Source organism: Flindersiella endophytica (genome assembly GCF_054779015.1).
Genome location: NZ_BAAGYY010000019.1, coordinates 260,325 through 281,434 on the forward strand (window position 1 = coordinate 260,325; position 21,110 = coordinate 281,434).

General features: G+C 68.7%; 22 protein-coding genes. 15 read left to right on the plus strand and 7 right to left on the minus strand.

All coding sequences use genetic code 11. The features are described from left to right. Positions 1-37: 37 nt before the first annotated feature. From ACYVF6_RS21815 to arfB, 4 genes are read left to right on the plus strand one after another with little or no spacing between them, the layout of a single operon-like run. On the plus strand, positions 38-553 hold the full coding sequence (locus ACYVF6_RS21815; protein WP_460524167.1) for a winged helix-turn-helix transcriptional regulator: 516 nt from the start codon (positions 38-40) through the stop codon (positions 551-553). A gap of 58 nt (positions 554-611) precedes the next feature. After that, a complete protein-coding gene (locus tag ACYVF6_RS21820) occupies positions 612-1,724 on the plus strand; it encodes a Gfo/Idh/MocA family protein (RefSeq protein WP_460524169.1) in 1,113 nt (370 codons plus the stop codon). 5 nt (positions 1,725-1,729) lie between these two features. Then, positions 1,730-2,716: an SDR family oxidoreductase gene (locus ACYVF6_RS21825; protein ID WP_460524171.1), complete on the plus strand. Its 987-nt coding sequence runs from the start codon at positions 1,730-1,732 to the stop codon at positions 2,714-2,716. Then, entirely contained in the window at positions 2,713-3,144 is a 432-nt protein-coding gene (arfB, locus tag ACYVF6_RS21830; protein ID WP_460524173.1) for an aminoacyl-tRNA hydrolase, read from the plus strand. Before ACYVF6_RS21825 ends, arfB begins: the two co-directional genes overlap by 4 nt. A 330-nt stretch (positions 3,145-3,474) precedes the next feature. On the opposite strand, the gene ACYVF6_RS21835 is transcribed toward arfB, so the two are convergent. After that, positions 3,475-4,491 (minus strand): phosphotransferase enzyme family protein, encoded by a 1,017-nt coding sequence (locus tag ACYVF6_RS21835; protein WP_460524175.1) that lies wholly within the window; start codon positions 4,489-4,491, stop codon positions 3,475-3,477. 298 nt (positions 4,492-4,789) lie between these two features. Beyond that, a complete protein-coding gene (locus ACYVF6_RS21840; RefSeq protein ID WP_460524177.1) occupies positions 4,790-5,689 on the minus strand; it encodes a helix-turn-helix transcriptional regulator in 900 nt (299 codons plus the stop codon). A gap of 112 nt (positions 5,690-5,801) precedes the next feature. Here ACYVF6_RS21840 and ACYVF6_RS21845 point away from each other — a divergent pair, with 112 nt between their 5' ends. The 4 genes from ACYVF6_RS21845 to ACYVF6_RS21860 are packed head-to-tail and all read left to right on the plus strand — an operon-like array spanning position 5,802 to position 8,550. Continuing rightward, positions 5,802-6,851: a zinc-dependent alcohol dehydrogenase family protein gene (locus ACYVF6_RS21845; protein ID WP_460524179.1), complete on the plus strand. Its 1,050-nt coding sequence runs from the start codon at positions 5,802-5,804 to the stop codon at positions 6,849-6,851. Beyond that, the gene (locus ACYVF6_RS21850) at positions 6,848-7,171 is read left to right on the plus strand and encodes a carboxymuconolactone decarboxylase family protein (protein WP_460524181.1); all 324 of its coding nucleotides are present in this window, start codon (positions 6,848-6,850) and stop codon (positions 7,169-7,171) included. Before ACYVF6_RS21845 ends, ACYVF6_RS21850 begins: the two co-directional genes overlap by 4 nt. Beyond that, positions 7,168-7,542, plus strand: coding sequence for a DUF2255 family protein (locus tag ACYVF6_RS21855; RefSeq protein ID WP_460524183.1), 375 nt, complete (start codon positions 7,168-7,170; stop codon positions 7,540-7,542). The genes ACYVF6_RS21850 and ACYVF6_RS21855 overlap by 4 nt, the downstream gene beginning before the upstream one ends. A 39-nt stretch (positions 7,543-7,581) precedes the next feature. After that, on the plus strand, positions 7,582-8,550 hold the full coding sequence (locus ACYVF6_RS21860; protein ID WP_460524185.1) for an aldo/keto reductase: 969 nt from the start codon (positions 7,582-7,584) through the stop codon (positions 8,548-8,550). Between the two features lie 68 nt (positions 8,551-8,618). On the opposite strand, the gene ACYVF6_RS21865 is transcribed toward ACYVF6_RS21860, so the two are convergent. After that, on the minus strand, positions 8,619-10,346 hold the full coding sequence (locus ACYVF6_RS21865) for a prealbumin-like fold domain-containing protein (protein ID WP_460524187.1): 1,728 nt from the start codon (positions 10,344-10,346) through the stop codon (positions 8,619-8,621). Positions 10,347-10,763: 417 nt separating this feature from the next. Between ACYVF6_RS21865 and ACYVF6_RS21870 the strand changes: the two genes are divergently transcribed. The 4 genes from ACYVF6_RS21870 to ACYVF6_RS21885 all read left to right on the plus strand — a co-directional run bounded on the left by ACYVF6_RS21870 (position 10,764) and on the right by ACYVF6_RS21885 (position 13,992). Next, a complete protein-coding gene (locus tag ACYVF6_RS21870) occupies positions 10,764-11,408 on the plus strand; it encodes a methyltransferase domain-containing protein (RefSeq protein WP_460524189.1) in 645 nt (214 codons plus the stop codon). A gap of 94 nt (positions 11,409-11,502) precedes the next feature. Then, entirely contained in the window at positions 11,503-12,015 is a 513-nt protein-coding gene (locus tag ACYVF6_RS21875) for a SigE family RNA polymerase sigma factor (RefSeq protein ID WP_460524191.1), read from the plus strand. Beyond that, complete coding sequence (locus ACYVF6_RS21880; protein ID WP_460524193.1) at positions 12,012-12,905, plus strand: hypothetical protein; 894 nt, start codon at positions 12,012-12,014, stop codon at positions 12,903-12,905. The genes ACYVF6_RS21875 and ACYVF6_RS21880 overlap by 4 nt, the downstream gene beginning before the upstream one ends. A gap of 52 nt (positions 12,906-12,957) precedes the next feature. Continuing rightward, a complete protein-coding gene (locus ACYVF6_RS21885; RefSeq protein WP_460524195.1) occupies positions 12,958-13,992 on the plus strand; it encodes a hypothetical protein in 1,035 nt (344 codons plus the stop codon). Positions 13,993-14,020: 28 nt separating this feature from the next. On the opposite strand, the gene ACYVF6_RS21890 is transcribed toward ACYVF6_RS21885, so the two are convergent. Further along, complete coding sequence (locus ACYVF6_RS21890) at positions 14,021-14,608, minus strand: TetR/AcrR family transcriptional regulator (RefSeq protein WP_460524197.1); 588 nt, start codon at positions 14,606-14,608, stop codon at positions 14,021-14,023. Further along, a complete protein-coding gene (locus ACYVF6_RS21895) occupies positions 14,605-15,798 on the minus strand; it encodes a cytochrome P450 (RefSeq protein ID WP_460524199.1) in 1,194 nt (397 codons plus the stop codon). Before ACYVF6_RS21895 ends, ACYVF6_RS21890 begins: the two co-directional genes overlap by 4 nt. A gap of 134 nt (positions 15,799-15,932) precedes the next feature. Here ACYVF6_RS21895 and ACYVF6_RS21900 point away from each other — a divergent pair, with 134 nt between their 5' ends. Together ACYVF6_RS21900 and ACYVF6_RS21905 are read left to right on the plus strand one after the other, a co-directional pair. Further along, a complete protein-coding gene (locus ACYVF6_RS21900; protein ID WP_460524202.1) occupies positions 15,933-16,529 on the plus strand; it encodes a TetR/AcrR family transcriptional regulator in 597 nt (198 codons plus the stop codon). A 48-nt stretch (positions 16,530-16,577) separates the two neighbouring features. Next, positions 16,578-17,489, plus strand: a complete 912-nt coding sequence (locus ACYVF6_RS21905; RefSeq protein WP_460524204.1) for an alpha/beta hydrolase — start codon at positions 16,578-16,580, stop codon at positions 17,487-17,489. A gap of 221 nt (positions 17,490-17,710) precedes the next feature. On the opposite strand, the gene ACYVF6_RS21910 is transcribed toward ACYVF6_RS21905, so the two are convergent. After that, positions 17,711-18,847, minus strand: coding sequence for a glycosyltransferase family protein (locus tag ACYVF6_RS21910; protein ID WP_460524206.1), 1,137 nt, complete (start codon positions 18,845-18,847; stop codon positions 17,711-17,713). Beyond that, positions 18,844-19,986 carry a glycosyltransferase family 4 protein gene (locus ACYVF6_RS21915; RefSeq protein ID WP_460524208.1) on the minus strand — a complete coding sequence of 381 codons (1,143 nt, stop codon included), beginning with the start codon at positions 19,984-19,986 and terminating at the stop codon, positions 18,844-18,846. Before ACYVF6_RS21915 ends, ACYVF6_RS21910 begins: the two co-directional genes overlap by 4 nt. A 73-nt stretch (positions 19,987-20,059) precedes the next feature. Here ACYVF6_RS21915 and ACYVF6_RS21920 point away from each other — a divergent pair, with 73 nt between their 5' ends. Beyond that, positions 20,060-20,980, plus strand: a complete 921-nt coding sequence (locus tag ACYVF6_RS21920) for a glycoside hydrolase family protein (RefSeq protein WP_460524210.1) — start codon at positions 20,060-20,062, stop codon at positions 20,978-20,980. Positions 20,981-21,110: the final 130 nt, after the last annotated feature.

The window sequence follows — 21,110 nt, forward strand, 5'->3', positions numbered from 1 at the left end:
TGGTTACCAGGTGGATCTTCGGGGACTATTGGGGACCGTGGAAGAAGGAACTTCAGAGTCCCTCGGTTACTCCGGGGATACCGGTCACTGCGAGCTGGCCGACACCGATGACTACGACGTCAAGCAGTGGGACGTGCGAGAGGGCTGCGAGGTGCGGCAGATCCTCGACCGGATCGCCGACAAGTGGTCGCTGCTCGTCATCGCGCTGCTCGACTGCCAGGGCCTGCGGTTCTCCGAGCTTCGCCGGGAGATCAACGGCGTGAGCCAGCGCATGCTGTCGCGCACGCTGCGCCACCTGGAGCGCGACGGCCTGGTGAGCCGTACGGTGCACGCGGCGGTGCCGCCGCGGGTCGAGTACGCGCTGACGCCGATGGGGCGGACGTTGCACGGCACGATCCGCGCGCTGGTCACCTGGACCGAGGAGCACCAGCTGCAGATCGCGGCGGCACGGGCGGCGTACGACGTCCGGATCGCGGCCGAGGCCTCGGCCGCGACCGCGGAAGCGGCCCGGCGGGATGCGGTCGCCCGTGAGGTGCTCGACAGCTTGCGTTGAGGCCGTGTCCGGCCAGCCGTGACCCGATCCGGGTGGCACCGGGCATGCTGGCAGAGTGATGCCGGACCCGGTGAAGTTCCAGTTCGAGTACGACCAGCGGATCCGCTGCGCGTTCATCGGCGCGGGGGAGCACGCGTTCCGCAACGTCTATCCCGCCTTGCAGTACGCGCCCGTCAACCTGCTCGCGGTGTGCGACGTGCGCGCGGAGCGGGCCGCGACGTACGCACGGATGTTCGGCGCCGCGGCGCACTACAGCGACCACCGCGAGATGCTCACGCGAGAGCGGCCGGATGCCGTCTTCATCGTGACGTCGTACGACAACGTCACCGGGCGCGTGCAGGCGACCGACATCGCGCTGGACTGCCTGCGGGCCGGCGCGCAGGTCTGGATGGAGAAGCCGACGGCCGCCTCCGTACGAGAGATCGAGGAGCTCGCGCGGGTCGCGTCGCAGACGGGCCGGTTCGTCATGACCGGGCTGAAGAAGATCTTCACACCGGCCATGGAGAAGGTGAAGGAGCTGATCCAGCAGCCGGAGTTCGGCCCGGTCGCGTCGATCTCGGTGCGTTATCCGCAGAGCCTGCCGCCGCCGGAGCAGCGGCACGACCTGCTGTCGATGCGGGGTTTCCTCGACCACATCTACCACCCGGGCGCGATCCTGGGCTTCCTCGGTGGGCCGGTCGCGCGGTTCTCGTACGAGTGGGAGCCGTCGTCCGGCAGCAGCGTGGCGTCGTTGCGGTTCGCGTCGGGCGCGATCGGCTCGCTGCACCTGGCGTCGGGGGTCGCGCACACCAGCCCGCTCGAGCGGGTCGAAGTGATCGGCCGGGACGCCAACGTCGTGGTCGACAACGGCGTGCGCGTGACGTACTACCGGCCGGGCGGGCACCGGGCGTACGGTCGCTCGGCTTCGTTCCTGGTCGATTCCGAGAGCGCGCCCGTGGTGTGGGAGCCGGAGTTCTCGCTCGGGCAGCTCTACAACAAGAACCTGTTCTATCTCGGCTACGTCCCTGAGGTCGTTGCGTTCTGTGAGTCGGTTTCGCGGAACTCGCCACCGGCGAAGGGGACGTTGGACGATTCCCTGGAGATCATGCGGTTGTTCGAGGCATACCAGCAGGTGCCGGCCGGCACCGTGGCAGAGCTGCCGTTGAAACCGACGCCTGTGAAGGAGAACTGAACGACATGGCGCCTAGAGTCCTGTTCATCGGCGGCACGGGCACGATCAGCTCGGCGTGCAGCCGGCTCGCGGTCGAGTCCGGGCTGGAGCTGACGATCCTCAACCGGGGCAGCACCTCGCATCGTCCGGTGCCATCCGGTGCCGAGGTCGTGCAGGCCGACATCCGGGATCCTTCCTCTGTGCGTTCGGCGCTGGGAGACCGGACGTTCGACGTCGTGGCGGACTTCGTGGCGTTCACGCCCGAGCACGTCGAGACCGACATCTCGCTGTTCTCGGGCCGGACCGGGCAGTACGTCTTCATCAGCTCGGCCTCGGCGTACCAGACTCCGCCGGCGCGGCTGCCGATCACCGAGTCGACGCCGCTGCGCAACCCGGAGTGGGAGTATTCGCGCAACAAGATCGCGTGCGAGCAGCTGCTGGTGGACGCGTATCGTTCCTCCGGCTTCCCCGCGACGATCGTGCGGCCGTCACACACGTACGACCAGACGGCTCTTCCCGTTCTGGGGCGCTGGACCGACATCGACCGGATGCGGCGCGGACTGCCGGTCGTCGTGCAGGGGGACGGGACGTCGCTGTGGGTGCTGACGCACTCGGACGACTTCGCGAAGGCGTTCAACGGGCTGCTGGCCAACCCGCAGGCGATCGGCGACTCGTTCCACATCACGTCGGACGAGGTGCTGACGTGGAACCAGGTCTACACCGCCTTGGGCGCGGCGGCGGGCGTGCCGTCGCCGGAGCTGGTGCACGTGCCGTCGTCGGTGATCGCGCGGGTGTCTCCGTCGCTGGGGCCTGGCCTGCTCGGCGACAAGGCGCACTCGGTCATCTTCGACAACAGCAAGGTCAAGGCCCTGGTGCCCTCGTACGTCGCGACGATTCCGTTCGCTGTCGGTGCGCGGGAGATCATCTCGTGGTACTCCGCTCATCCGGAGCGGCAGGTTGTGGACCAGGCGACGAACACGCTGATGGACGACCTGGTCAAAATGGTTCGGTGACTGACGACTCCTCCCTGACCGTCCGGCCCGGCATCTCGATCCCGCGCGGCGAGCTGTCCTGGCGCTTCTCGCGATCCAGCGGGCCAGGTGGTCAGTCGGTCAACACGACCGACTCGCGGGTCGAGCTGTCGTGGGATCTCCTGGGGTCGTCGGCGCTGCCGGCGTCGCTGAAGGAGCTGGCGGTCTCGCGGCTGGCCCGGCGGTTGCGGGACGGTGTGCTGACGGTGACGGGGGAGGAGCATCGATCGCAGCTGATCAACCGGCGGTTGGCGGAGGAGAAGCTGGTGGCCGTTGTGAAGCGCGCCATCGAGCCTGGGCCGCCGCGGCGGCGGCCGACCAAACCGACGAGGAGCTCGGTCCGCCGCCGGCTCGACACCAAGCGCCGCCGCAGCGACACCAAACGCCTCCGCCGCTCCACCGACGACTGAGGTCGGCGCTTGCTGCCGCCCGCGTGACTTTGGGGCTTGGGTTGTTTCGCGGCGGGTGGCCTTGGTGGGTTGCCTCCGGCGGGTCGGACACTCAGGGCTCGGAACCGGGGGCTTCCCGGCCCCTCACCCGCCGGACGCGCCACCGAAGGTTTAGCCGACGCTGCCCAGGGCCGCAAGGCTGCCTCAGCGTCGGTTTGCTTTTGGTTTTGGCCTTGCACCCCTGGGCATCGCCGGCCAAATGCAAGCATGTCGCGTCCGACGGGTGAGGTTCCGGGAAGCCAGGGACCAAACTGTGCAGGTGCACAGCCCTTTACTCTCGGCGCTCTTCGGCTACTGGGGCTGTGCCGCGCCCTCCTGGTCGCAGGCTTCGGCGAGGGTTTGTTCCCAGGAACGTGCCTTCGCCACGACCTTGGGCAAGTACTCGATCCGGGCTCGGATCTGCTCCTCACTGTGGCCGCCTTGGAAGTATCCGCCGAGTGCGGTCGTGATCGTGGCCAGGTGTTGGCCGATCACCCGATCCAGCGAGCCCGTCCGTACGACCAGCGGCTCGCCGCCGGCTGCGATGTAGGCCGCGTGGGCTCGCCGGATCACCTCGGGATCCGGGTCGAGGCCGTGGGCTCGGCCGGCGAAGTCGACGAAGACGTACGCCGATTCCAGCGGAACGCTCTCCCAGCCGGCGGAGTCCCAGTCGATCACGATGGGACGATCGCCGGCCAGCAGAACGTTCGACGGCTTGAAGTCCAGGTGGCTCACGACGTAGGGCGGCGAGGCGTTGAACGTCGCGAGGACGCGGGTCGACTGGTCGAGTACGAAGTCGAGCTGCTCCCGCAGCGCAGGCGCCCAGGACCTGCCGTCGCGTTCACCCTCGTCGAGCCAGTCCAGCCATTGCCCGTGCGGCACCCGCGGATCCTGGCCGTACCACCAGTTCGGATCCGGGCGCGTGTCGAGCGGCCACAGCTGATGGATGTGCGCCAGCGTGGCACCCGCCCACTCGGCGAGGTCGTCGTCCCGGCCCACCGTTCGATGTCGCACGTACGGAAACGCGCGGAACAGCCCGTACCCCTCGATCCGGGCGACGCTGCCGAACGCCGGCCGCACCGGCACGAGGGGCGCCGGCGTGTCGATGCCGGCGCGCAGAGCCCGCCGCTCGAGCTCCATGATCCGCTCGTACCGGTCACGCCACGGCAAGTCGTCGTATGGCCAGAACTGCTTCACCAGTACGCGTCCGTCGCCGGTGTCCAGGCACCAGAACTGCTTGAACCCACGATGAGGCAACGGCTCCAGGTTGCCAATCGGCGGCGTGAGCCCGAACGCCTCGGCGAGAGCTTCGGCTGTCACGTCAGTCACGAGCCATCCCTCTCACCCGAACGACCAGCTGGTCCACCGTCGTCATCGCGTACCGCCTCTCCCGAGCCGAGAGCGGCAAGGCGCTTGGCTCGTAAACGAAAAGAGCACCCGAAGCCACACCAACCGCTTGACACGGTTGGCACGTGGCTCCGGGTGCTCTAAGCCAAAGCTTCCTTGAGCTAGCGCACCGGTCCCCTCAAAGCGAGAGACTCGGCGCGTTCCCCCGAAGGGATATGGGGTTGTTCCGTGAACGCTAGCAAAGCGAGCAACGCCGGAACATCTGATTAGCCGGCCGCGCTCATTCGGCGCCGGCGGACACGCTGGGCTGCTCCTGCGTCGCCGCCCAGTGGGCGAGGAGCTGCAGGGCGTCGGCCGAGGCGGTGCCGGGCGGAGCTGTGTAGATGATCAGCGTCAGCCCGGGGTCGGACGGGAACTCCATCGCCACGAAGTTCATCTCGAGGTCTCCGACGACTGGATGGTGCATCCGCTTCATCCCGGTGCGATGGAACCGCACGTCGTGCGCGGCCCAGCGGGTACGGAAGGTCTCGCTGCGCGTCGACAGCTCGCCGATCAGTTCGGTCAGCGCCTTGTCGTGCGGGTTACGCCCGGCCGTCGAGCGCAGGATCGCCGCGATGTCGTCGGCTACGCGTTCCCAGTCGAGGTAGAAGTCCCTGGACGCGGGATCGAGGTAGACGAACCGTGCGGTGTTCGCCGGGCGGCGCGGGTCGGCGAGAACGGGGGACAGCAGCGCCCGCGCCAGCCGGTTCGCCGCCAGGATGTCGTGCCGGTCGTTGCGTACCCACGCGGGCGCCTCCGTGATCGCGTCCAGCGCCTGCTGGATGACCGGACGTACCTGCTTGGTCGTGGCCCGGCGCCGGCTCGTCGGCGTCGCGGTCGACTTGCGCGCGAGATCGAACAGGTGCGCCTGCTCGGCCTCGTCCAGCTGCAGCGCACGGCCGAGCGACTCGAGCACGCTGTCAGAGGCACCGGCGAGATTCCCGCGCTCCATGCGTACGTAGTAGTCGACCGACACGCCCGCGAGCATCGCGACCTCCTCACGACGCAGCCCCTTCACCCGGCGGTTGCCGCCGTAGACGGGCAGCCCCGCCTGCTCCGGGGTGAGCCGGGCACGCCGGGAGCCGAGGAACTCACGAATCTCCGCTCGGTCGCGGTCACGGTCGCGGTCGCGGTCGTCCATACGACCACGCTACGTCACGCCCGGCAGTCCGGGCGAGAACGAGGGAGGTACTGCCGTTACCTGGAACGACAGGAACTCCCCACCTCGTCGCGGATCGCATTCACTGGACGACATGCGAGCAACCTTCATGTACGGCGCCGGTGACGTTCGGGTCGAGACCGTCCCGGACCCGGTGCTCAAAGAGCCAACCGACGCGATCGTACGCGTCCTGCGGTCCTGCATCTGTGGCAGCGACCTGCACCCCTACTACAATCTCCCGCCGGCAACACCAGGCACGGAGGGCCACCCGATGGGCCACGAGTTCGTCGGCGTGGTCGAGGAGACCGGCTCCCAGGTGACCACGCTCCGCAGCGGTGATGTGGTCATCTGCCCGTTCGCCTGGTCCGACGGCACCTGCGACTTCTGCCGCGAAGGCCTGCAGACCTCCTGCCGTACCGGCGGGTTCTGGGGCCGCAACGGGATCGGCGGCCTGCAGGCGGAGGCCGTCCGCGTGCCGCTGGCCGACGGAACGCTGGTGAAAGCGCCCGTCGAGGAGAACGACGACGAGCTGCTCCCTCACCTGCTCACGCTCTCCGACGTCTACGGCACCGGCCACCACGCCGCGCTCAAGGCCGGCGTCAACCCGAGTACGACGGTCACCGTGATCGGCGACGGCGCGGTCGGGCTGATGGCCGTGCTATCGGCCAGGCGCCTCGGCGCCCAGCAGATCATCCTGATGGGGCGGCACAAGGCGCGTACCGACCTCGGAGTCGAGTTCGGCGCGACCCACGTCGTCGCCGAGCGTGGTGCGGAGGGCATCGCGCGAGTACGGGACCTGACCGGCGGCGACGGCACCCACACGGTGCTGGAGGCCGTGGGCTACCGCGAGGCGTTCGACCAGGCGCTCGGCGTCGTCCGGCACGGCGGCGTGATCAGCCGGGTCGGCGTACCGCAGTTCGCCGAGGTGCCGTTCGGCTTCGTCGACACCTTCGTTCCGAACATCACGCTCACGGGCGGCGCGGCACCGGCGCGGGCGTACATCGAGGAGCTGATGCCCGACGTCCTGGCCGGAAACGTCCAGCCGGGCAGGGTGTTCGACCAGACCCTCGGCCTGGACGACATCGCCGACGGCTACCGCGCGATGGACGAGCGCAAGGCGCTGAAGGTGCTGGTGCGGCCATGACCGAACGAGAGCAAACCCCGGCCCAGCGCATCATCGGAGACTTTTCCCCCAAGCTCGTCGAGCTCACCGACAACGTGATTTTCGGTGACATCTGGGAACGACCAGAGTTGTCGCATCGCGACCGTAGCCTGATCACGGTCGCCTGCCTCATCTCCGGCGGCAACACCGAGCAGTTGCGGCACCATCTCGCCCGGGCGAAGGACAACGGACTGACCGAGACCGAGCTCAAGGAGGTCATCATCCACTTGGCCTTCTACGCCGGCTGGCCACGTGCGATGTCCGCGGTCGGGATCGCCAAGGAGGTATTCGAAGAAACATGACCAGTTGGACAGCGGACGAGTTGAGCCGGATCGGCGAGGCCGAGGAGCTCCGGATCGCGTCGGTACGCAAGGACGGCACGCTGCGCCCGTACATCACGATCTGGGTCGTGCGCGCCGGCGACGAGCTCTACGTGCGCTCGGCCTACGGCGTCGACAACCCGTGGTTCCGCCGGGCCAAGGCCAGCGGCACGGGGCGGATCGAGGCCGGCGGGCTCGAGCGCGACGTGACGTTCGCCGAAGCCGCCTCCGACGCCCAGGCAGCGATCGACGCGGCGTACCACACGAAGTACGACCGTTACGGCCCGAGGATCGTCGGACCCGTCACCGACGCCAGGGCCGCGGCCGCGACGTTCCGGCTGCTGCCACGCTGACCGGCCACGCATCCGACAAGGACAAGAAGGAATCCGCCCATGGAATACACACGGCTTGGCAACTCCGGACTGAAAGTCAGCCGGATCTCGCTTGGTTGCATGAGCTTCGGCGACACATCGCGCGGCTTCAACCAGTGGGCGCTCGACGACGCCGCGGCCGAGCCGATCTTCCGGCAGGCCGTCGAGCTCGGCATCACCTTCTGGGACACCGCGAACATCTACGGTTTCGGCAGCTCGGAGGAGATCGTCGGCCGGGCGATCCGGAAGTACACCCGCCGCGAGGACGTCGTGCTGGCGACGAAGGTGTTCTTCAAGCTGCACGACGGTCCCGGCGGCTCGGGCCTTTCCCGTAAGGCGATCATGGAGAGCATCGACGCGTCGCTGGCCCGGCTCGGCACCGACTACGTTGACCTCTACCAGATCCACCGCTTCGACCCGGACACTCCGGCCGAGGAGACGATGGAGGCACTGCACGATGTCGTGAAGGCGGGCAAGGTGCGCTACCTCGGCGCGTCGTCCATGTGGGCCTGGCAGTTCTCGAAGCTGCAGTACACCGCCGAGCTCCACGGCTGGACGCGTTTCGTGTCGATGCAGAACCAGTACAGCCTGATGATGCGCGAGGACGAGCGCGAGATGTTCGGCCTGCTGGCCGATCAGGGTGTGGGCAGCATTCCGTGGAGCCCGCTGGCCAAGGGGCGCCTGGCCCGGCCCTGGGGAACCCAGACCAACCGCGCCGACACCGATCCCATGGGCAAGCGGTTCACCACCGAGCAGGACAAGCCGATCGCCGACGCGGTGGAGCAGGTCGCCAAGGACCGCGGCATCCCGATGGCGCAGGTGTCCCTGGCCTGGGTCCTCCGCAACCCGGTCGTCGACGCGCCCATCGTCGGCCCGACCAAGGACCACCACCTACCCGACGCCGTGGCGGCGCTGGACGTCCACCTCACCGACGACGAGGCCGCCTCGCTCGAAGCGGCGTACACCCCTCGGCACCCGACTGGTTACTGAGGAGCTGCGACGCGGGGAGAGCCCGAGGATTGGCCTCGGGCTCTCCACCGGTCACTGCTTTGCGACTACTACGGATCGATCACGATCGTGCAGGTGACGGTACGCGGCGACGGGTCGATCGGGATGTCCTCGTGGGTCACCGAGTTGTCCCAACCGGTTGCCGGTGTCGTGCTGGGGGTCGTCCCGGCGTTGGTGCACACGATCGACGTGGCACTGGTCTCGCCGGAGCCACCGTCGCGGAAGTTGACCTGGATGTCCGCGAGCGGTGCGTTGGTGAACGTCGCCGTGTTGGCGGCGCTCGGCTGGTTGTCCGTGCAGTTGGTTCCGACCACGACCGTGGCGGTCACGTCGGTCTGCGTGGCACCGCCGTAGCCAGGCGGCGGCGTGGTCTCGTTGACGGTGTACGCGCCAGGGCTCAGGCCCGAGACACAGATCTCACCGATCGTGGAGTCCTCGTCGCCCGTGCCGTTGTCCGTCACGCTCGAGCTGTCGTAGGAGAACACGGCCCCGGCGTTGGAGACCAGGGTGTTGCTCTTCGTGCTCTGCTTGACGATTCGCAGGGCGCCGCGCTGCAACGTGTTGGTGTACGTGCAGTCGACGACGTCCAGCGGCTTGAGGTTGAAGCTCGCCGTTCGGGTGGCTTCGTTCTCCGTGATCGTTGTGCCGTGGGACGTGTTCGAAGCCGAGCAGTCGATGTTGCTCAGCGCGAAGGCCGGGCTCGGGTCGGACTCGGTGACGGTGTAGGACCCCTGCAGCACCTGGGAGCCGTAGTCCTGCGACTCGCCGTTCTTCAGGTCGAACGTCGACGGGCTGAGTCCGCCGGTGGTCGTGTAGTCGAACGTCGTGTCGGTCGGATCCGGGCTCGGGTCGGTCACCTTGCGGATGATCACCCTTCCACAGTTGGTGATGTTGACCGCACCAGGACCCACGAGGTCCTTCATCTGGGCGGTCGCGGAGTTGCCGGACGACCGGCTCACGGCGTACGCCTTGCCGAACGACTCGCAGTCGGTCGAGGAGAAGACACCGGCGTCGGTCAGGTTGATCCCGGCCTCACCGAACTCGTTGGTTCCGAGCGTCACCGGTGGTGCCGGTGGCGGCGGCGCGATCGCGTCCGAGACGGAGCCGGTGGTGTTCACCTTGGCCTCGGCGAAGCCGAGCGCGGTCAGGTTGGTGGAAGGTCCCCAGCACGGCGGGCTGTCGGAGCCCACCTCGCAGGAACCGGAGGTGACCCAGCGCCGCAGCGTGATGGTCGGGGTGTCAGTGGCGCCACCCTCGAAGTCGTAGACGATCAGCATGTCGCCCGCGGTGCGGCGCACCAGGCCGCCCGAGCCGGCGGGACACGCGGTCGTGCCCTTGTTGAACTCGAAGCCGATGTGCGCCGACGGTGAGGTGGTGTTCTGCGGAATTCGCACCCAGGACAGGCCGAGGAAGACATCGCCGCCCACCGTGTTGCTGGTGACGTAGACCCGTTTCAGGTCGTCCTTGTTGGGTGCCTTGGCACCGATGACCGAGGCGCAGTCGTTGTCCTGCTTCACGCCGCCCGCGAAGGCGGAGTCGGTGCCGGTCGCCTGTGCGTCCTCCAGTCCTGTGAACGCCCAGCCGGCAACGGTTTTGCTCGACGTCCGGGACGGCGCGCTCCCGACCCACGTGGTGGGAGCGAAGTCGTTCCAGTCCATCAAGGTGTTGTGGACCAGGTTGCCGTCGGCGAACTCGAAGCCCGCGTCTGTGGAAACACTCGCCGACGCGGGTCCGGCGGATGCCAGCAGGCCAACTGCTGTTAGTGAAAGCGCCGCCATTCCGGCCAAAGCACGTTTGGACCGGCTGGCACGACGATGGGTCGGTTTGACACTCGAGGATGGATTGAGGTGTTGCATGTGCCCTACCTACGAGCCGAAGAAAAATACCCTCCCTGATCCGCGACGCATGACGGGTCGCGGTTGACGGTGACACGCCTTGTTTCGCAGGGTTACAGGACAGGCAGCGCCACCGACTCGAGCGCCACGCCTCCGAACGGGGCAGATCAAATGCCCCTGATACACGCTCCAGGGATGACGTTAAGCCCTCCTTGACGAAGAAAGCACCAGGTCGCAGGTCCCGACTTTCCGGGTGACCAAAGTCCTGATGACCGACTGTTCGGCGTACTCACTTCCGGTAGCTCCTTGTTCAACAGGGCATCTCGGAGGCGAGCCGGCCGGATCTGCTGTACTGGTCGTGTGCTGATCACCTCGCGGTCGTTCGTGGAGTACCAGGCGATGTTCGACCTGAGCGACACTGACCTGGAGTTGTCCATCCTGGACTGCTGCGCCGGCGCGTCCGGCTTCACCGCGGAGCTGGCCGCCCGCGGCGGCTCGGGCGCGGCGGTCGACCCGGCGTACGGCAGGCCACAGCACGAGGTGCTCGCCGCGATCAGCACCAGTGCCTCCGGAGCCGCGCAGCTGATCGACGAGAACCAGGACCGGTTCGTCTGGTCCTGGTACGGCACGCCCGCCAGGCGCGACCAGTTGCGTGCGGAGGCCGCCGGGCGGTTCGCGCGTGACTATGTGGAGCGACCGCATGCCTACGTGGCCGGTGCGCTGCCGGATCTGCCGTTCGGCGATGGTGCGTTCGACCTGGTGTTGTGCTCGCATCTGCTGTTCACCTGGGCGGACCGGCTGGGCGAGGACTGGCATCGGGCGGCGCTGCGGGAGCTGGCCCGGGTGGCGCGCCGTGAGGTTCGGGTGTTCCCGCTGGTGCTGCAGGGCGCGGGGGAGCCGGTGGAGTTCCTCGACCGGCTGGCCGGCGAGCTGGGTGCCGAGCGGCGCGCGGTGCCGTACGAGTTCCAGGCCGGTGCCGACCAGATGCTTGTGATCGCGCACTGAACGTCCGTAATTTCTGCCGGCTTCGTGACAACCTGTTCCCAGCGCGTTCCGTCCTCTCCGGCGACAGAGTGAATGCGCACGAACGGGTGGTGACGTGAGCAGGCGAAGCAGAGCTGACTTCGCGACGTACGTCGCCGCGCGGCGGACCTATCTCCGGCGCGTGGCGTACCTCGTCTGCGGTGACTGGCACGCTGCGGAAGACCTGGTGCAGACCGCGCTGGCGAAGCTGTACGTCGCCTGGCCCCGGATCCACGGGGAGGGCACGGAGGATGCCTACGCGCGGCGGATCGTCGTCCGGTCGCATGTCGACGAGCTGCGCCGGCCCTGGCGGCGTGAGACCGCCGGGCTGGACGGTTTCGACGCCGCCGCGCCGGAAGGGCTTCCGTTCGAAGACAGCTACGCCTTGCTGAACGCGTTGAAACGACTGCCCGACAGGCAGCGAGCGACCGTCGTCCTGCGCTACTGGTGTGACTTGTCGGTCGAGGAGACCGCACGTGACCTGGGGTGCTCGGCGGGCACGGTGAAGAGCAACACCGCGCGGGCGATCGCGAGCCTGCGAGCCGCTCTGTCGATGGATGACGCAGCGACCGAGAGGCAACCGAAATGAATGACGAGGACCAGCTGAGCCGCACGTTCGAGGAGCTCGACTTCTCCGACGAACCGGCGATGACGTCCGGCCCGGACGATGATGTCCGGCGTGGACAACGCCGGCTGCGCCGCCGCCGTGCCGTGATGGTGGGGGCAGGGTTGGCAGCGGGCGTGGTGATGGCGACCGGCGCGGTCGCCGTGCTGCCCAACGCCTTCCGGGACGACGCGACGTTGCAGGTCGCGTCCGGAGACCCGCGGGGCATACCGAGCGAGGGGGCGTCCACGGTTTCCCCCTCACCCACACCGACAGTGCCGTCCGCGAAACCCACGGTCGAGCGCGGCGAGTCGACGGCGAAGGCGCCCGGGGACGACCCGTTCCCGTACCCCGCGACCCGGGCGCTCCTGCTCGACGCGGCCGTCCGCCATCTGGATCCGGGGCGCGAGCACCTGCCCGAGCAGAGCGAGAACGTCCAGACCGGCGGCTACAGCGTCGGGTCCAAGCTCGACTGGGCCGTGTCCGGCGAGGACGGTCTGGGCATGGTCAAGGTGGTCGTCACCTCGACGGAGGCCGAGAAGGACGAGCACGCCGTCGATGGGCTGCTGCAGGAGGTCGGGTGTCTCGACGAAACCGACGGAAAGAACCTGTGCGAGAAGCAGACGATCCCCGGCACCTCCGAGCAAGCCTGGGTCGGCGTCGATCGCAGGGGCCAGGAAGCGGCGCTCAGCGTTCTGTACCAGCGCACGGACGGATCGTACGTCGGCATCGGTACGTTCGACCTGTTCGGCAACAACTCCCAGACGCCTGTCTCGAGGGTCGACGTGTCGCTGGAGCAGGCGTTGGCGTTCGTGACCGATCCCGGGCTGAAGCTCGTGCCGGGCGACAAAGCCGGAGACGGCCAGCCGAAGTAGTTCGTCGATCGGCGTTCACGTCAAGGTCGCCTTGCCCACATAGGGTTCCGGCGTGGACGCAGTCAATCTCCTGGCCCGTCGGGCCGTACTGACAGGAGCCCTGGCCGGTGTGCTAGCCACCGGTGAGGGCACGGCATCGGCCGCGAGCCGGCATCGGCGCCAGCCGATGCGAGTGTTGATCGCGACGAACGAGCCGTGGGGCACCTACCACGTCGAGCCGCTGCTGGCGGAGGCTGCGCGACGGCGGTGGCAGCTGACCCAGCTGGTGCCCGACTACTCCCAGATCTCACCGGACGATCCGGTGCCGGTCGCGACCCCTGACGACGCTCCCCGAGCGGACCTGCTCGTGGTGGCGGGTGCGGGCGACTGGCCGGCCGACTGTGCGCGGCGGTTCCGGCTTCGGACTCGGCTTCCGCTTGCCGCGAGCGGGCTGGCGTATCTCGGGCCGGCTGAGGCGCCACTGGCCGGGGAGCTCCGCGATCGGCTGCGCGTACGTACGGCCGCGTCTCCGGCAGCGGCGAGAGCGTTCGCCGGCTACCTCGGTACGCACCGGAAGGTCCGCGTCGTCGGCTCGCCGCAGACCGACAACCTGCCGGTCCGCCGGCCGGAGGCGGGATTGGTGCTGGTGCTGACCAGCGTCACGTATCCGGACGACACCGGCTCCGCGGCGCCGGGGACGCAACTGCTGCTGGACTCGGCCGCCCGGCTGCGGGCGGCGGGGAAGCGAATCCTGGTCGGCCTGCACCCGCGGGAGGACCGCTCGCTGTGGGAGCAGTACGAGATCAGCGCCGTGCCGTCACTGGAGGCGTCGGCCCGCGCGGAAGCCGCGATCGGCATCCCGGGAACGGTGTTCCCCCTGGTGGCGGCGGTCGGCACCCCACTGGTCGGCTGCGTCGATCCGGCCCTGAACGTACCGGACTACCTCCTGTCCGTCTGCTCCTCGACGATCGACGACGCCACGCTCGCGGAGGACGCGGTAGCAGAAGCCGAACTGCCGGACGCGAAGACGCTGGAAGCGGCAGTCGGCCCGATCGGCGGCTCAGCCGCCCGCCTGCTCGACGCCTGGGAACACGCCGCCAATCACTAGCTGGCCCTCCGGATCGTCGTCACTGCTGCTAGCAGGCTCGGGATCCGGGGACCTCGGCCGAGGAGGGTGGCGGCAGGGTGGTCGGCGAGGTTCGCAGGCCGTCGATGAGTAAGGCGAGGTAGCGCCTGCGGTCCGCGCCGGCTGGGTCGCCGGGGTGTGCCGTGGACAGGTTCATGGTGATGACGGCGATCAGATCGCGAGGTAACAGCTCCGGCCGCACCACGCCTGCGTCGACTGCCCGCTGGAGCACCGGTTCGAGGGAGCGCAGGAAGCGTTGCGCGCTCTCGGTCGCGAACGTCTCGAACTCACGCGCCAGCGAGATGACGACCTGCCGCCGGGCTAGCACCTCGGTGATGGCCTCGAGCGCTCCGGTCAGGTCCCGCCACGGGTCGTCGGTGTGCACCGCGGTGGTCGGTTCGAGCTCGGCGGCCAGAACGTGCTCGAAGACGGCCCGGACGAGCTGGTCGCGAGCGCGGAAGCGGCGGTACACCGTGGCCACACCCACGTTCGCGCGTTGAGCGATCTCCTCCAGCGTCACCTCCGGACCGATCTCCTCGAAGGCCAGCACCGCGGCACCGACGATCCGTTCCGCGTTGCGGGTGGCGTCGGCTCTCACCAGGTGACCAGGAGCGAGCGCAGGCCGTACACAGCGCTGAAGGCCCGGAACCCCACCTGTTCGTACGGCTCGGCCAGCGCGAGCCCGGGAAACCGCGAGAGCAACGCCGGGAACGCGATCCGCATCTCCATCCGTGCCAGCGGAGCCCCGATGCAGTGGTGCACCCCGTGGCCGAACGCGACGTGACCGGGTGCGCCTCGCGTGATGTCGAGGGTGTCCGGGTGCTCGATGAAGTGGGGGTCGCGGTTGGCCGCCGGGAGCACGGGAACCACCAACGAGCCCTCGGGTATGGCGTGTCCGGCGATCTCGACGTCAGTCGTGGCCGTACGTGGCGGCAACGAGTGCACGATCGACAGCCAGCGCAGCAACTCCTCGATGGCGGGTTCGATCCGGGCCGGGTCCTCGCGGATCAGGGCCAGCTGGTCCGGGTGCCGCAGCAGTGCCAGGGTGCCCAGGCCGAGCATGTTCGACGTGGTCTCGTGTCCCGCCAAGAGCAGCAGGCTCGCGATTCCGATCAGCTCGTCGGTGCTGAGGTCGTCGCCGTGATCCCGAACGAGCATCCCGAGCATGCCGTCGCCCGGATCGGCCTGCGCCTTCGTGACCAGCCCGGCCATGTACGCGTGGTCCGCCTGCCGGACCGCACGCCGCTCCTCGATCGGCAGCGACACGTCCACCAGCCGAGCCGACCGGTCCTGGAACTCCGCGCGGTCGGCGTACGGCACGCCCAGCAACTCGCAGATCACCAGCGAGGGAACCGGCAGCGCGAAGTTCGCCACCAGGTCGGCCGGCTTGCCATCCCGCTCCAGATCGTCCAGTGCCGAGTCGACGATCTCCTTGATCCGCGGCTCCAGCCGGCGCATCCGGCGGACCGTGAACTCCGCTGTCAGCATCCGGCGCAACCTCGTGTGCTCCGGCGGGTCGAACGAGATCAGGCTGCCGGCGCGCGCCCTCGCCAGCTCGGCCTCGTCGATCTCGACGACACCCTGGAACGACGTCCGGGCGCTGCTGAACCGGACCGGATCCGACAGCACCTCGCGAACATCCTCCTGCCGGCAGACGAGGTAGGCGGGCAGGCCGAACGGCGTCTCCCCCCGCAGGACACCCTCGCCGTCGCGTACTCGCGCCAGCTCCGGCGCGGGGTCGAACCCGTTCCGCCGCATCTCCAACGGCAGCTCTGCTGCTTCGGTCATCTTCCGACCTCGTTCCCATGAGGCTGTAGAGACGCCTCGACGTTAGCACATAAATGATAGGGGCCTATCGGTTAAATCGCAGGCTCAAATGAATCGCTTGGTGCCGACCGAACGGTCGTGCTATTTTCGTTCGCATGAGCAAGGCCGATCTCACGCGGCTGGCCGTCCTCGACACCGCACTCCGGACCGCCAGCACTGTCGGTCTGCACGGCCTGACGATCGGCTCGCTGGCCGAGCAGGCCGAGCTCTCCAAGAGCGGCCTGTTCGCCCACTTCCGTTCCAAGCAGACGCTCCAGCTCGCCGTGCTCGACCACGCCGCCGACCAGTTCGTCGAGCTCGTGCTGCGGCCTGCGCTCAAGGCGGCGCGCGGCGAGCCGAGGGTGCGCGAGCTGTTCGAGCGCTGGCTCACCTGGAACCGCGAGGTGCTGCCCGGCGGCTGCATCTTCGTGGCCGCGTCGACCGAGTTCGACGACGAGCAGGGGCCTGTACGAGAACGGCTGGTCGCCCACCAGCGCGACTGGCTCGAGGCCCTGGCCACGATCTTCCGCTCGGGCGTCACCGACGGGCAGTTCCGCGCCGACGCCGAGCCGGAGCAGTTCGCCCAGGACTTCCAGGGGATCCTGCTCGCCTGCCATCACGCCCAGCGCCTGCTGGACGATCCGCGGGCGGGGGAGCGGGCCCGGCGCGCCGTCGACGCGCTGCTGGCCGCCGCCCGCCGAGACTGCGACTAAGACCACCGACCACCCGCAGCCTGCGTTCCCAGAGGGAGAAGGGCAGCCATGCCGGCACAGAAAAGCACGACCGTTCGTTTCTATTCGGCGTTCCAGGTCCGAGCGATCCGGACGGTGTTCGGGCTCGCTGAGCGGTTCGCGCCCGAGCTCGGCGGCCGCTGGGCCGAGCGGCTGTGGTTTACGCTGCCTCCGCGCCGGCTCGACCGCGAAGCCCGCCGAGCCCCGGACCTGCCGGAGCCGGCCGCCAGGGTCAGCGTGCCGTTCCGCGACGGCCGGATCAAAGGCGACTCGTGGGGTGACGACGACAGTCCGCTGATCTTCCTCGTCCACGGCTGGGGCGGCTGGCGCTCGCAGCTCGACGCGTTCGTGGCGCCGCTGGTGGCCGCGGGCTTCCGGGTGGTGTCGTTCGACGCGCCGAGCCACGGCGAGTCCTCGCCAGGCGCGTACGGCCCGGTCAGCAGCACGCTGCTCGAGGCCGGCGAAGCGGTCCGGACCGTCGCCGACCGGCTCGGCCCGGCGTACGGCGTGGTCGCGCACTCCGCCGGCGCCTGCGCGGTCACCCTCGCGTTGCGGGACGGCGTGGTGGCCAAGCGGGTCGTGTTCGTCTCTCCGATGGAGAAGCCCGAGCCGTACACCCTTCCGTTCGCCGCACAGCTCGGCTTCGGCGAGCGCGTACGCAAGGCGATGATCGCGCGTTCCTCCCGCCGGATCGGCGTCACCTGGGACCACTTCGACCTGATCGCGACGGCAGACCAGCTGACCGTGCCGCCGACGCTGGTGATCCACGACCGCGACGACACCGAGACGAACTGGTCGGGTGGCGCGGAGCTGGCCGAAGCCTGGCCCGGCGCCCGCCTGATGACGACCGAGGGCCTCGGCCACAACCGCATCCTGATCGATCCGGCCGTGGTGAAGGAGTCGGTCGGCTTCCTGCTGGCCGAGGGTGCTTCCAGCGCTTAGTGGGTGTCCTGTAAGTGTCGGTGGATAGCGAGGACGCCCGGCGGCGTAGCCGCCACCTGAGCAGAGTGGCGCCGGGCTGGCACCACGGTGGTGGTGCGGAAGGGTGCCGGGCTGGCAAGGCGGGCGGAGTCGTTCGCACAAGGTCATACGGGCGATCTTCGTCCAACGCAGCCAGCGTGGCGCCAGGGCCGCCGCAGCCCGGCGACACTTACAGGACACCCCTAGCTCTTGGCTCCTGACCGCCACAACCGCCTGGCCTGCACGGGCGTGCTGTGGATCTCGAGCATGCGATCGACGGCGGCCGACCAGGGGTACTGTTCGGCCCGCTCGCGGGCAGCCTCCCGGCGAGCCGTCTCCGGCAGGTCCAGCACCTGCAGCACGGCATCGGCCAGCAGCGCCGGAGTCGTCGCGGGCGCGAACGCCCCGCACTCCGGCGTGATCAGCTCCCGCCCGCCGCCGAGGTCTGCGGTGACGACCGGCGTGCCACACGCCAGCGCCTCCAGGATGGCCAGCCCGAACGTCTCGCCCGGGCAGACCGACAGCGACACGTCCGCCGCCGCTATCCGTTTGGCGAGCTCGGAACGGTCGGTGAAGTGCGGGTGGAACGTCACGGGCGCGTCGTCGGCGAGGCGCACCAGCTCCGCGCGGTCCGGGCCGTCGCCGTAGACGTCCATGTCGAACGGCGCGCCGCGCCGGTGCAGCTCGACTGCCGCCGAGATCGCGAGGTCGGGCCGCTTCTCATACGACAGCCGGCCGACGTGCAGGAGCTTCGGCAAGCCCTGCAGCGTTCCCGACGGCCGCCGGCCGGGGTGGAACGTCGTGAGGTCGACGCCGAGCGGTACGCGCACCACGCTCGTCCCGCCAACGCGTCGAAACTCCTCGGCCGCGAACGCCGACGTGACGACCACCTGGTCGAACGCGCGCAGCAAGTACCGGTTGACAAGGCTGGAGCCGACCCGCAGCCCGGTCTGCCAGCGAATCCGCGGCGCAAGGTGCGAGTCGAGCCGTTCGTGCGACAGCAGCACACTGCGCACACCGCGCCGGCGGGCCCAGCCGGCCGCCAGCACCATCGTCGTCTTGTCCGAGACCTCGATGCTGGTTGGGCGGAACCGATCCAGAGCCTCCCGGACCCGCCACGGCTCGACCACCATGCGGTAGTCGTTGCCGCCGACCAGCGGAGCGCGGAACGTCATGATCGCGCCGTTCTCGGTCTCCTGTAGCGAGTCCTCGGGCCCTGGAACGAGCAGCAGCCGCTCGTGTCCCGCCGAGACGTAACCGCGACCGAGTGCGTCGACCGCGGTACGCAGACCACCTGAGGTCGTGCTGTAGAAGTTCGCCAGCTGAGCGATTCTCGTCATGCCACCAGCCCGGTCGCTCGAGTGCCATTCCCTTGCAGTACGGCCTTGTAGTGCACGTCGATCAGTTCGTCGAGAATGTGTGACCAGTCCCTGCGAAGCACCGACCGCCGGGCCGCGTCACCCATCCGTAGGCGCAGCGCGGCATCGTCGGCGAGGGTCCGGGCGGCGGCGCGCATCGAGGCGATGCCGGCTTCGGAGTCCTCGGGTGCGTAGAGCAGTCCGGTGCGCCCGGGGTCCACCAGGTCGAGCAGTCCGCCCGCGGCAGGTGCGACCGGTGGAACGCCGCTGGCCATGGCTTCCTGAGCGGCCTGGCAGAACGTCTCGTGCGCACCCGTGTGAACGAACACGTCCAGCGAGGCGATCGCCTTGGCCAGTTCGGCACCGCGAAGCATGCCGAGGAAAGCGGCACGCGGAGCGACGGCCCGGGTCTCCTCCAGCGCCGGGCCGTCGCCCACGACCACGAGCCGGATGCCGTCGAGGTTGTCCAGATGCCTCAGGAGATGAACGCGTTTCTCGGTCGCGACCCGCCCGACGTACCCGATGAGCACCTCACCGTTCGGGGCGAGCCGGGCCCGCAGCGCGTCGTCCCGGCGAGACGGATCGAACTGGGCGAGGTCGACGCCGCGCCGCCAGCAGAAGACTCGCGGCACGCCGATGCCTTCGAGCTGGGCGACCGCCGGTTGCGACGGCGCGAGCGTTCGGCCCGCCCGGGCGTAGAGGCGCCGCGTCCACGCCCAGATCGTGCGTTCCACACCGACGAAGCCGTACTGCTGCGCGAACCCGACCACGTCGGTCTGGTAGACGGCAACCGTCGGAATGCCGTGCTTTTCGGCGATCTTCAGTCCGGACCTGCCGATGACGATCGGTGAAGCGAGATGAATGATGTCGGGCCGGAACTCCGCGATCGCCTTACGGATCGCGCTGTCCGGAAGGCCGAGAGGCAGCTCGGGATACATGGGCAGCGGCATGCTGCGTACCCGGATCACTGGGGTCGAGCCGTAGGTCGCGTCTCCTGGACCGGGCGCGATGACAAGCGAATCATGCCCACGTACACGGAGATGGTCGGCCAGGTGGCGGACGGAGTTCGTGACTCCGTTGACCTGCGGGAGGAATGACTCCGCGATGATGGCTACTCGCACATTTCCGCACGATCGGGTACCAAGGTGAACGCTGGGTACTCCCGTAGTTCCGCAGAAGGAAAGGTGTCATGACATGAGTGCGCCGTTGTTCAGGGACCCGATCCACGACGGTGCGGCCGACCCCGTAATCCTGTGGAATCGAGACGCTGAGCAGTGGTGGATGGTCTACACCAGCCGGCGGGCGACCGCCGAGGGAATGGGCGTGGCCTGGGTGCACGGCACCGATCTCGGCGTCGCGTCCTCGCCCGACGGCCGCGAATGGGTTTACCGGGGAACGCTTTCCGGTCTCGACGTCGAATGGGGCCGCAATACCTATTGGGCGCCGGAAATTCTGTGGCAGTCCGGTGAATATCACATGTACGTCAGCTATATCCGCGGTGTCCCTGCGCAATGGGCCGGACACGACCGCCGAATTCTCCACTACACCAGCCCGGATCTGCTGAAGTGGAGCTTCCAGTCCAGGCTCGAGTTGAGCTCGGATCGCGTCATCGACGCCTGCGTCCACGAGCTGCCGGACGGCCGGCACCGGATGTGGTACAAGGACGAGGCCAACGGCTCGCACACCTACGCCGCCGACAGCGACGACCTCTACCAGTGGGAGGTCGTCGGTCCGGTGCTCACCGAGCGCCCGCACGAAGGGCCGAACGTCTTCCGGCTCGGCGGCCACTACTGGCTGCTGGCCGATGAGTGGCGCGGCCAAGGCGTGTTCCGTTCCGGCGACCTGGACCACTGGGAGCGGACCGGCCTGATTCTCGACCAGCCAGGCACCCGGGCCGACGACGGTGGGATCGGCCTGCACGCCGACGTCGTGGTGAGCGGCGACGAGGCGTACGTCTTCTACTTCACGCACCCGGGCCGTCACGGCGGCGACACCGGAGACTCCTACGACACAAGGCGGTCCTCGATCCAGGTCGCCCGCCTGAGAGTGGTCGAGGGCACCCTGCTCTGCGACCGCGACGAGGAGTTCGACCTGGTTCTCACGCGGCCTACATGACCTCGAACCAGCCGTTCGAGATTCCGACCGTGAAGAAGACCCCGGCGGCGAGCATCAGCACGGCCAGGACGACAGCTGCGATGCGCCGTTTGCTCATGACATTCATTGACTTACCCCCTGCGAAACGAAC

Coding starts and splice junctions, on each gene's coding strand:
- ACYVF6_RS21820 (WP_460524169.1), top strand. CDS start 612: ATGCCGGACCCGGTGAAGTTCCAGTTCGAGTACGACCAGCGGATCCGC.
- ACYVF6_RS21825 (WP_460524171.1), top strand. CDS start 1,730: ATGGCGCCTAGAGTCCTGTTCATCGGCGGCACGGGCACGATCAGCTCG.
- ACYVF6_RS21840 (WP_460524177.1), bottom strand. CDS start 5,689: ATGGACGACCGCGACCGCGACCGTGACCGCGACCGAGCGGAGATTCGT.
- ACYVF6_RS21845 (WP_460524179.1), top strand. CDS start 5,802: ATGCGAGCAACCTTCATGTACGGCGCCGGTGACGTTCGGGTCGAGACC.
- ACYVF6_RS21850 (WP_460524181.1), top strand. CDS start 6,848: ATGACCGAACGAGAGCAAACCCCGGCCCAGCGCATCATCGGAGACTTT.
- ACYVF6_RS21855 (WP_460524183.1), top strand. CDS start 7,168: ATGACCAGTTGGACAGCGGACGAGTTGAGCCGGATCGGCGAGGCCGAG.
- ACYVF6_RS21860 (WP_460524185.1), top strand. CDS start 7,582: ATGGAATACACACGGCTTGGCAACTCCGGACTGAAAGTCAGCCGGATC.
- ACYVF6_RS21865 (WP_460524187.1), bottom strand. CDS start 10,346: ATGGCGGCGCTTTCACTAACAGCAGTTGGCCTGCTGGCATCCGCCGGA.
- ACYVF6_RS21880 (WP_460524193.1), top strand. CDS start 12,012: ATGAATGACGAGGACCAGCTGAGCCGCACGTTCGAGGAGCTCGACTTC.
- ACYVF6_RS21895 (WP_460524199.1), bottom strand. CDS start 15,798: ATGACCGAAGCAGCAGAGCTGCCGTTGGAGATGCGGCGGAACGGGTTC.
- ACYVF6_RS21900 (WP_460524202.1), top strand. CDS start 15,933: ATGAGCAAGGCCGATCTCACGCGGCTGGCCGTCCTCGACACCGCACTC.
- ACYVF6_RS21905 (WP_460524204.1), top strand. CDS start 16,578: ATGCCGGCACAGAAAAGCACGACCGTTCGTTTCTATTCGGCGTTCCAG.
- ACYVF6_RS21910 (WP_460524206.1), bottom strand. CDS start 18,847: ATGACGAGAATCGCTCAGCTGGCGAACTTCTACAGCACGACCTCAGGT.
- ACYVF6_RS21920 (WP_460524210.1), top strand. CDS start 20,060: ATGAGTGCGCCGTTGTTCAGGGACCCGATCCACGACGGTGCGGCCGAC.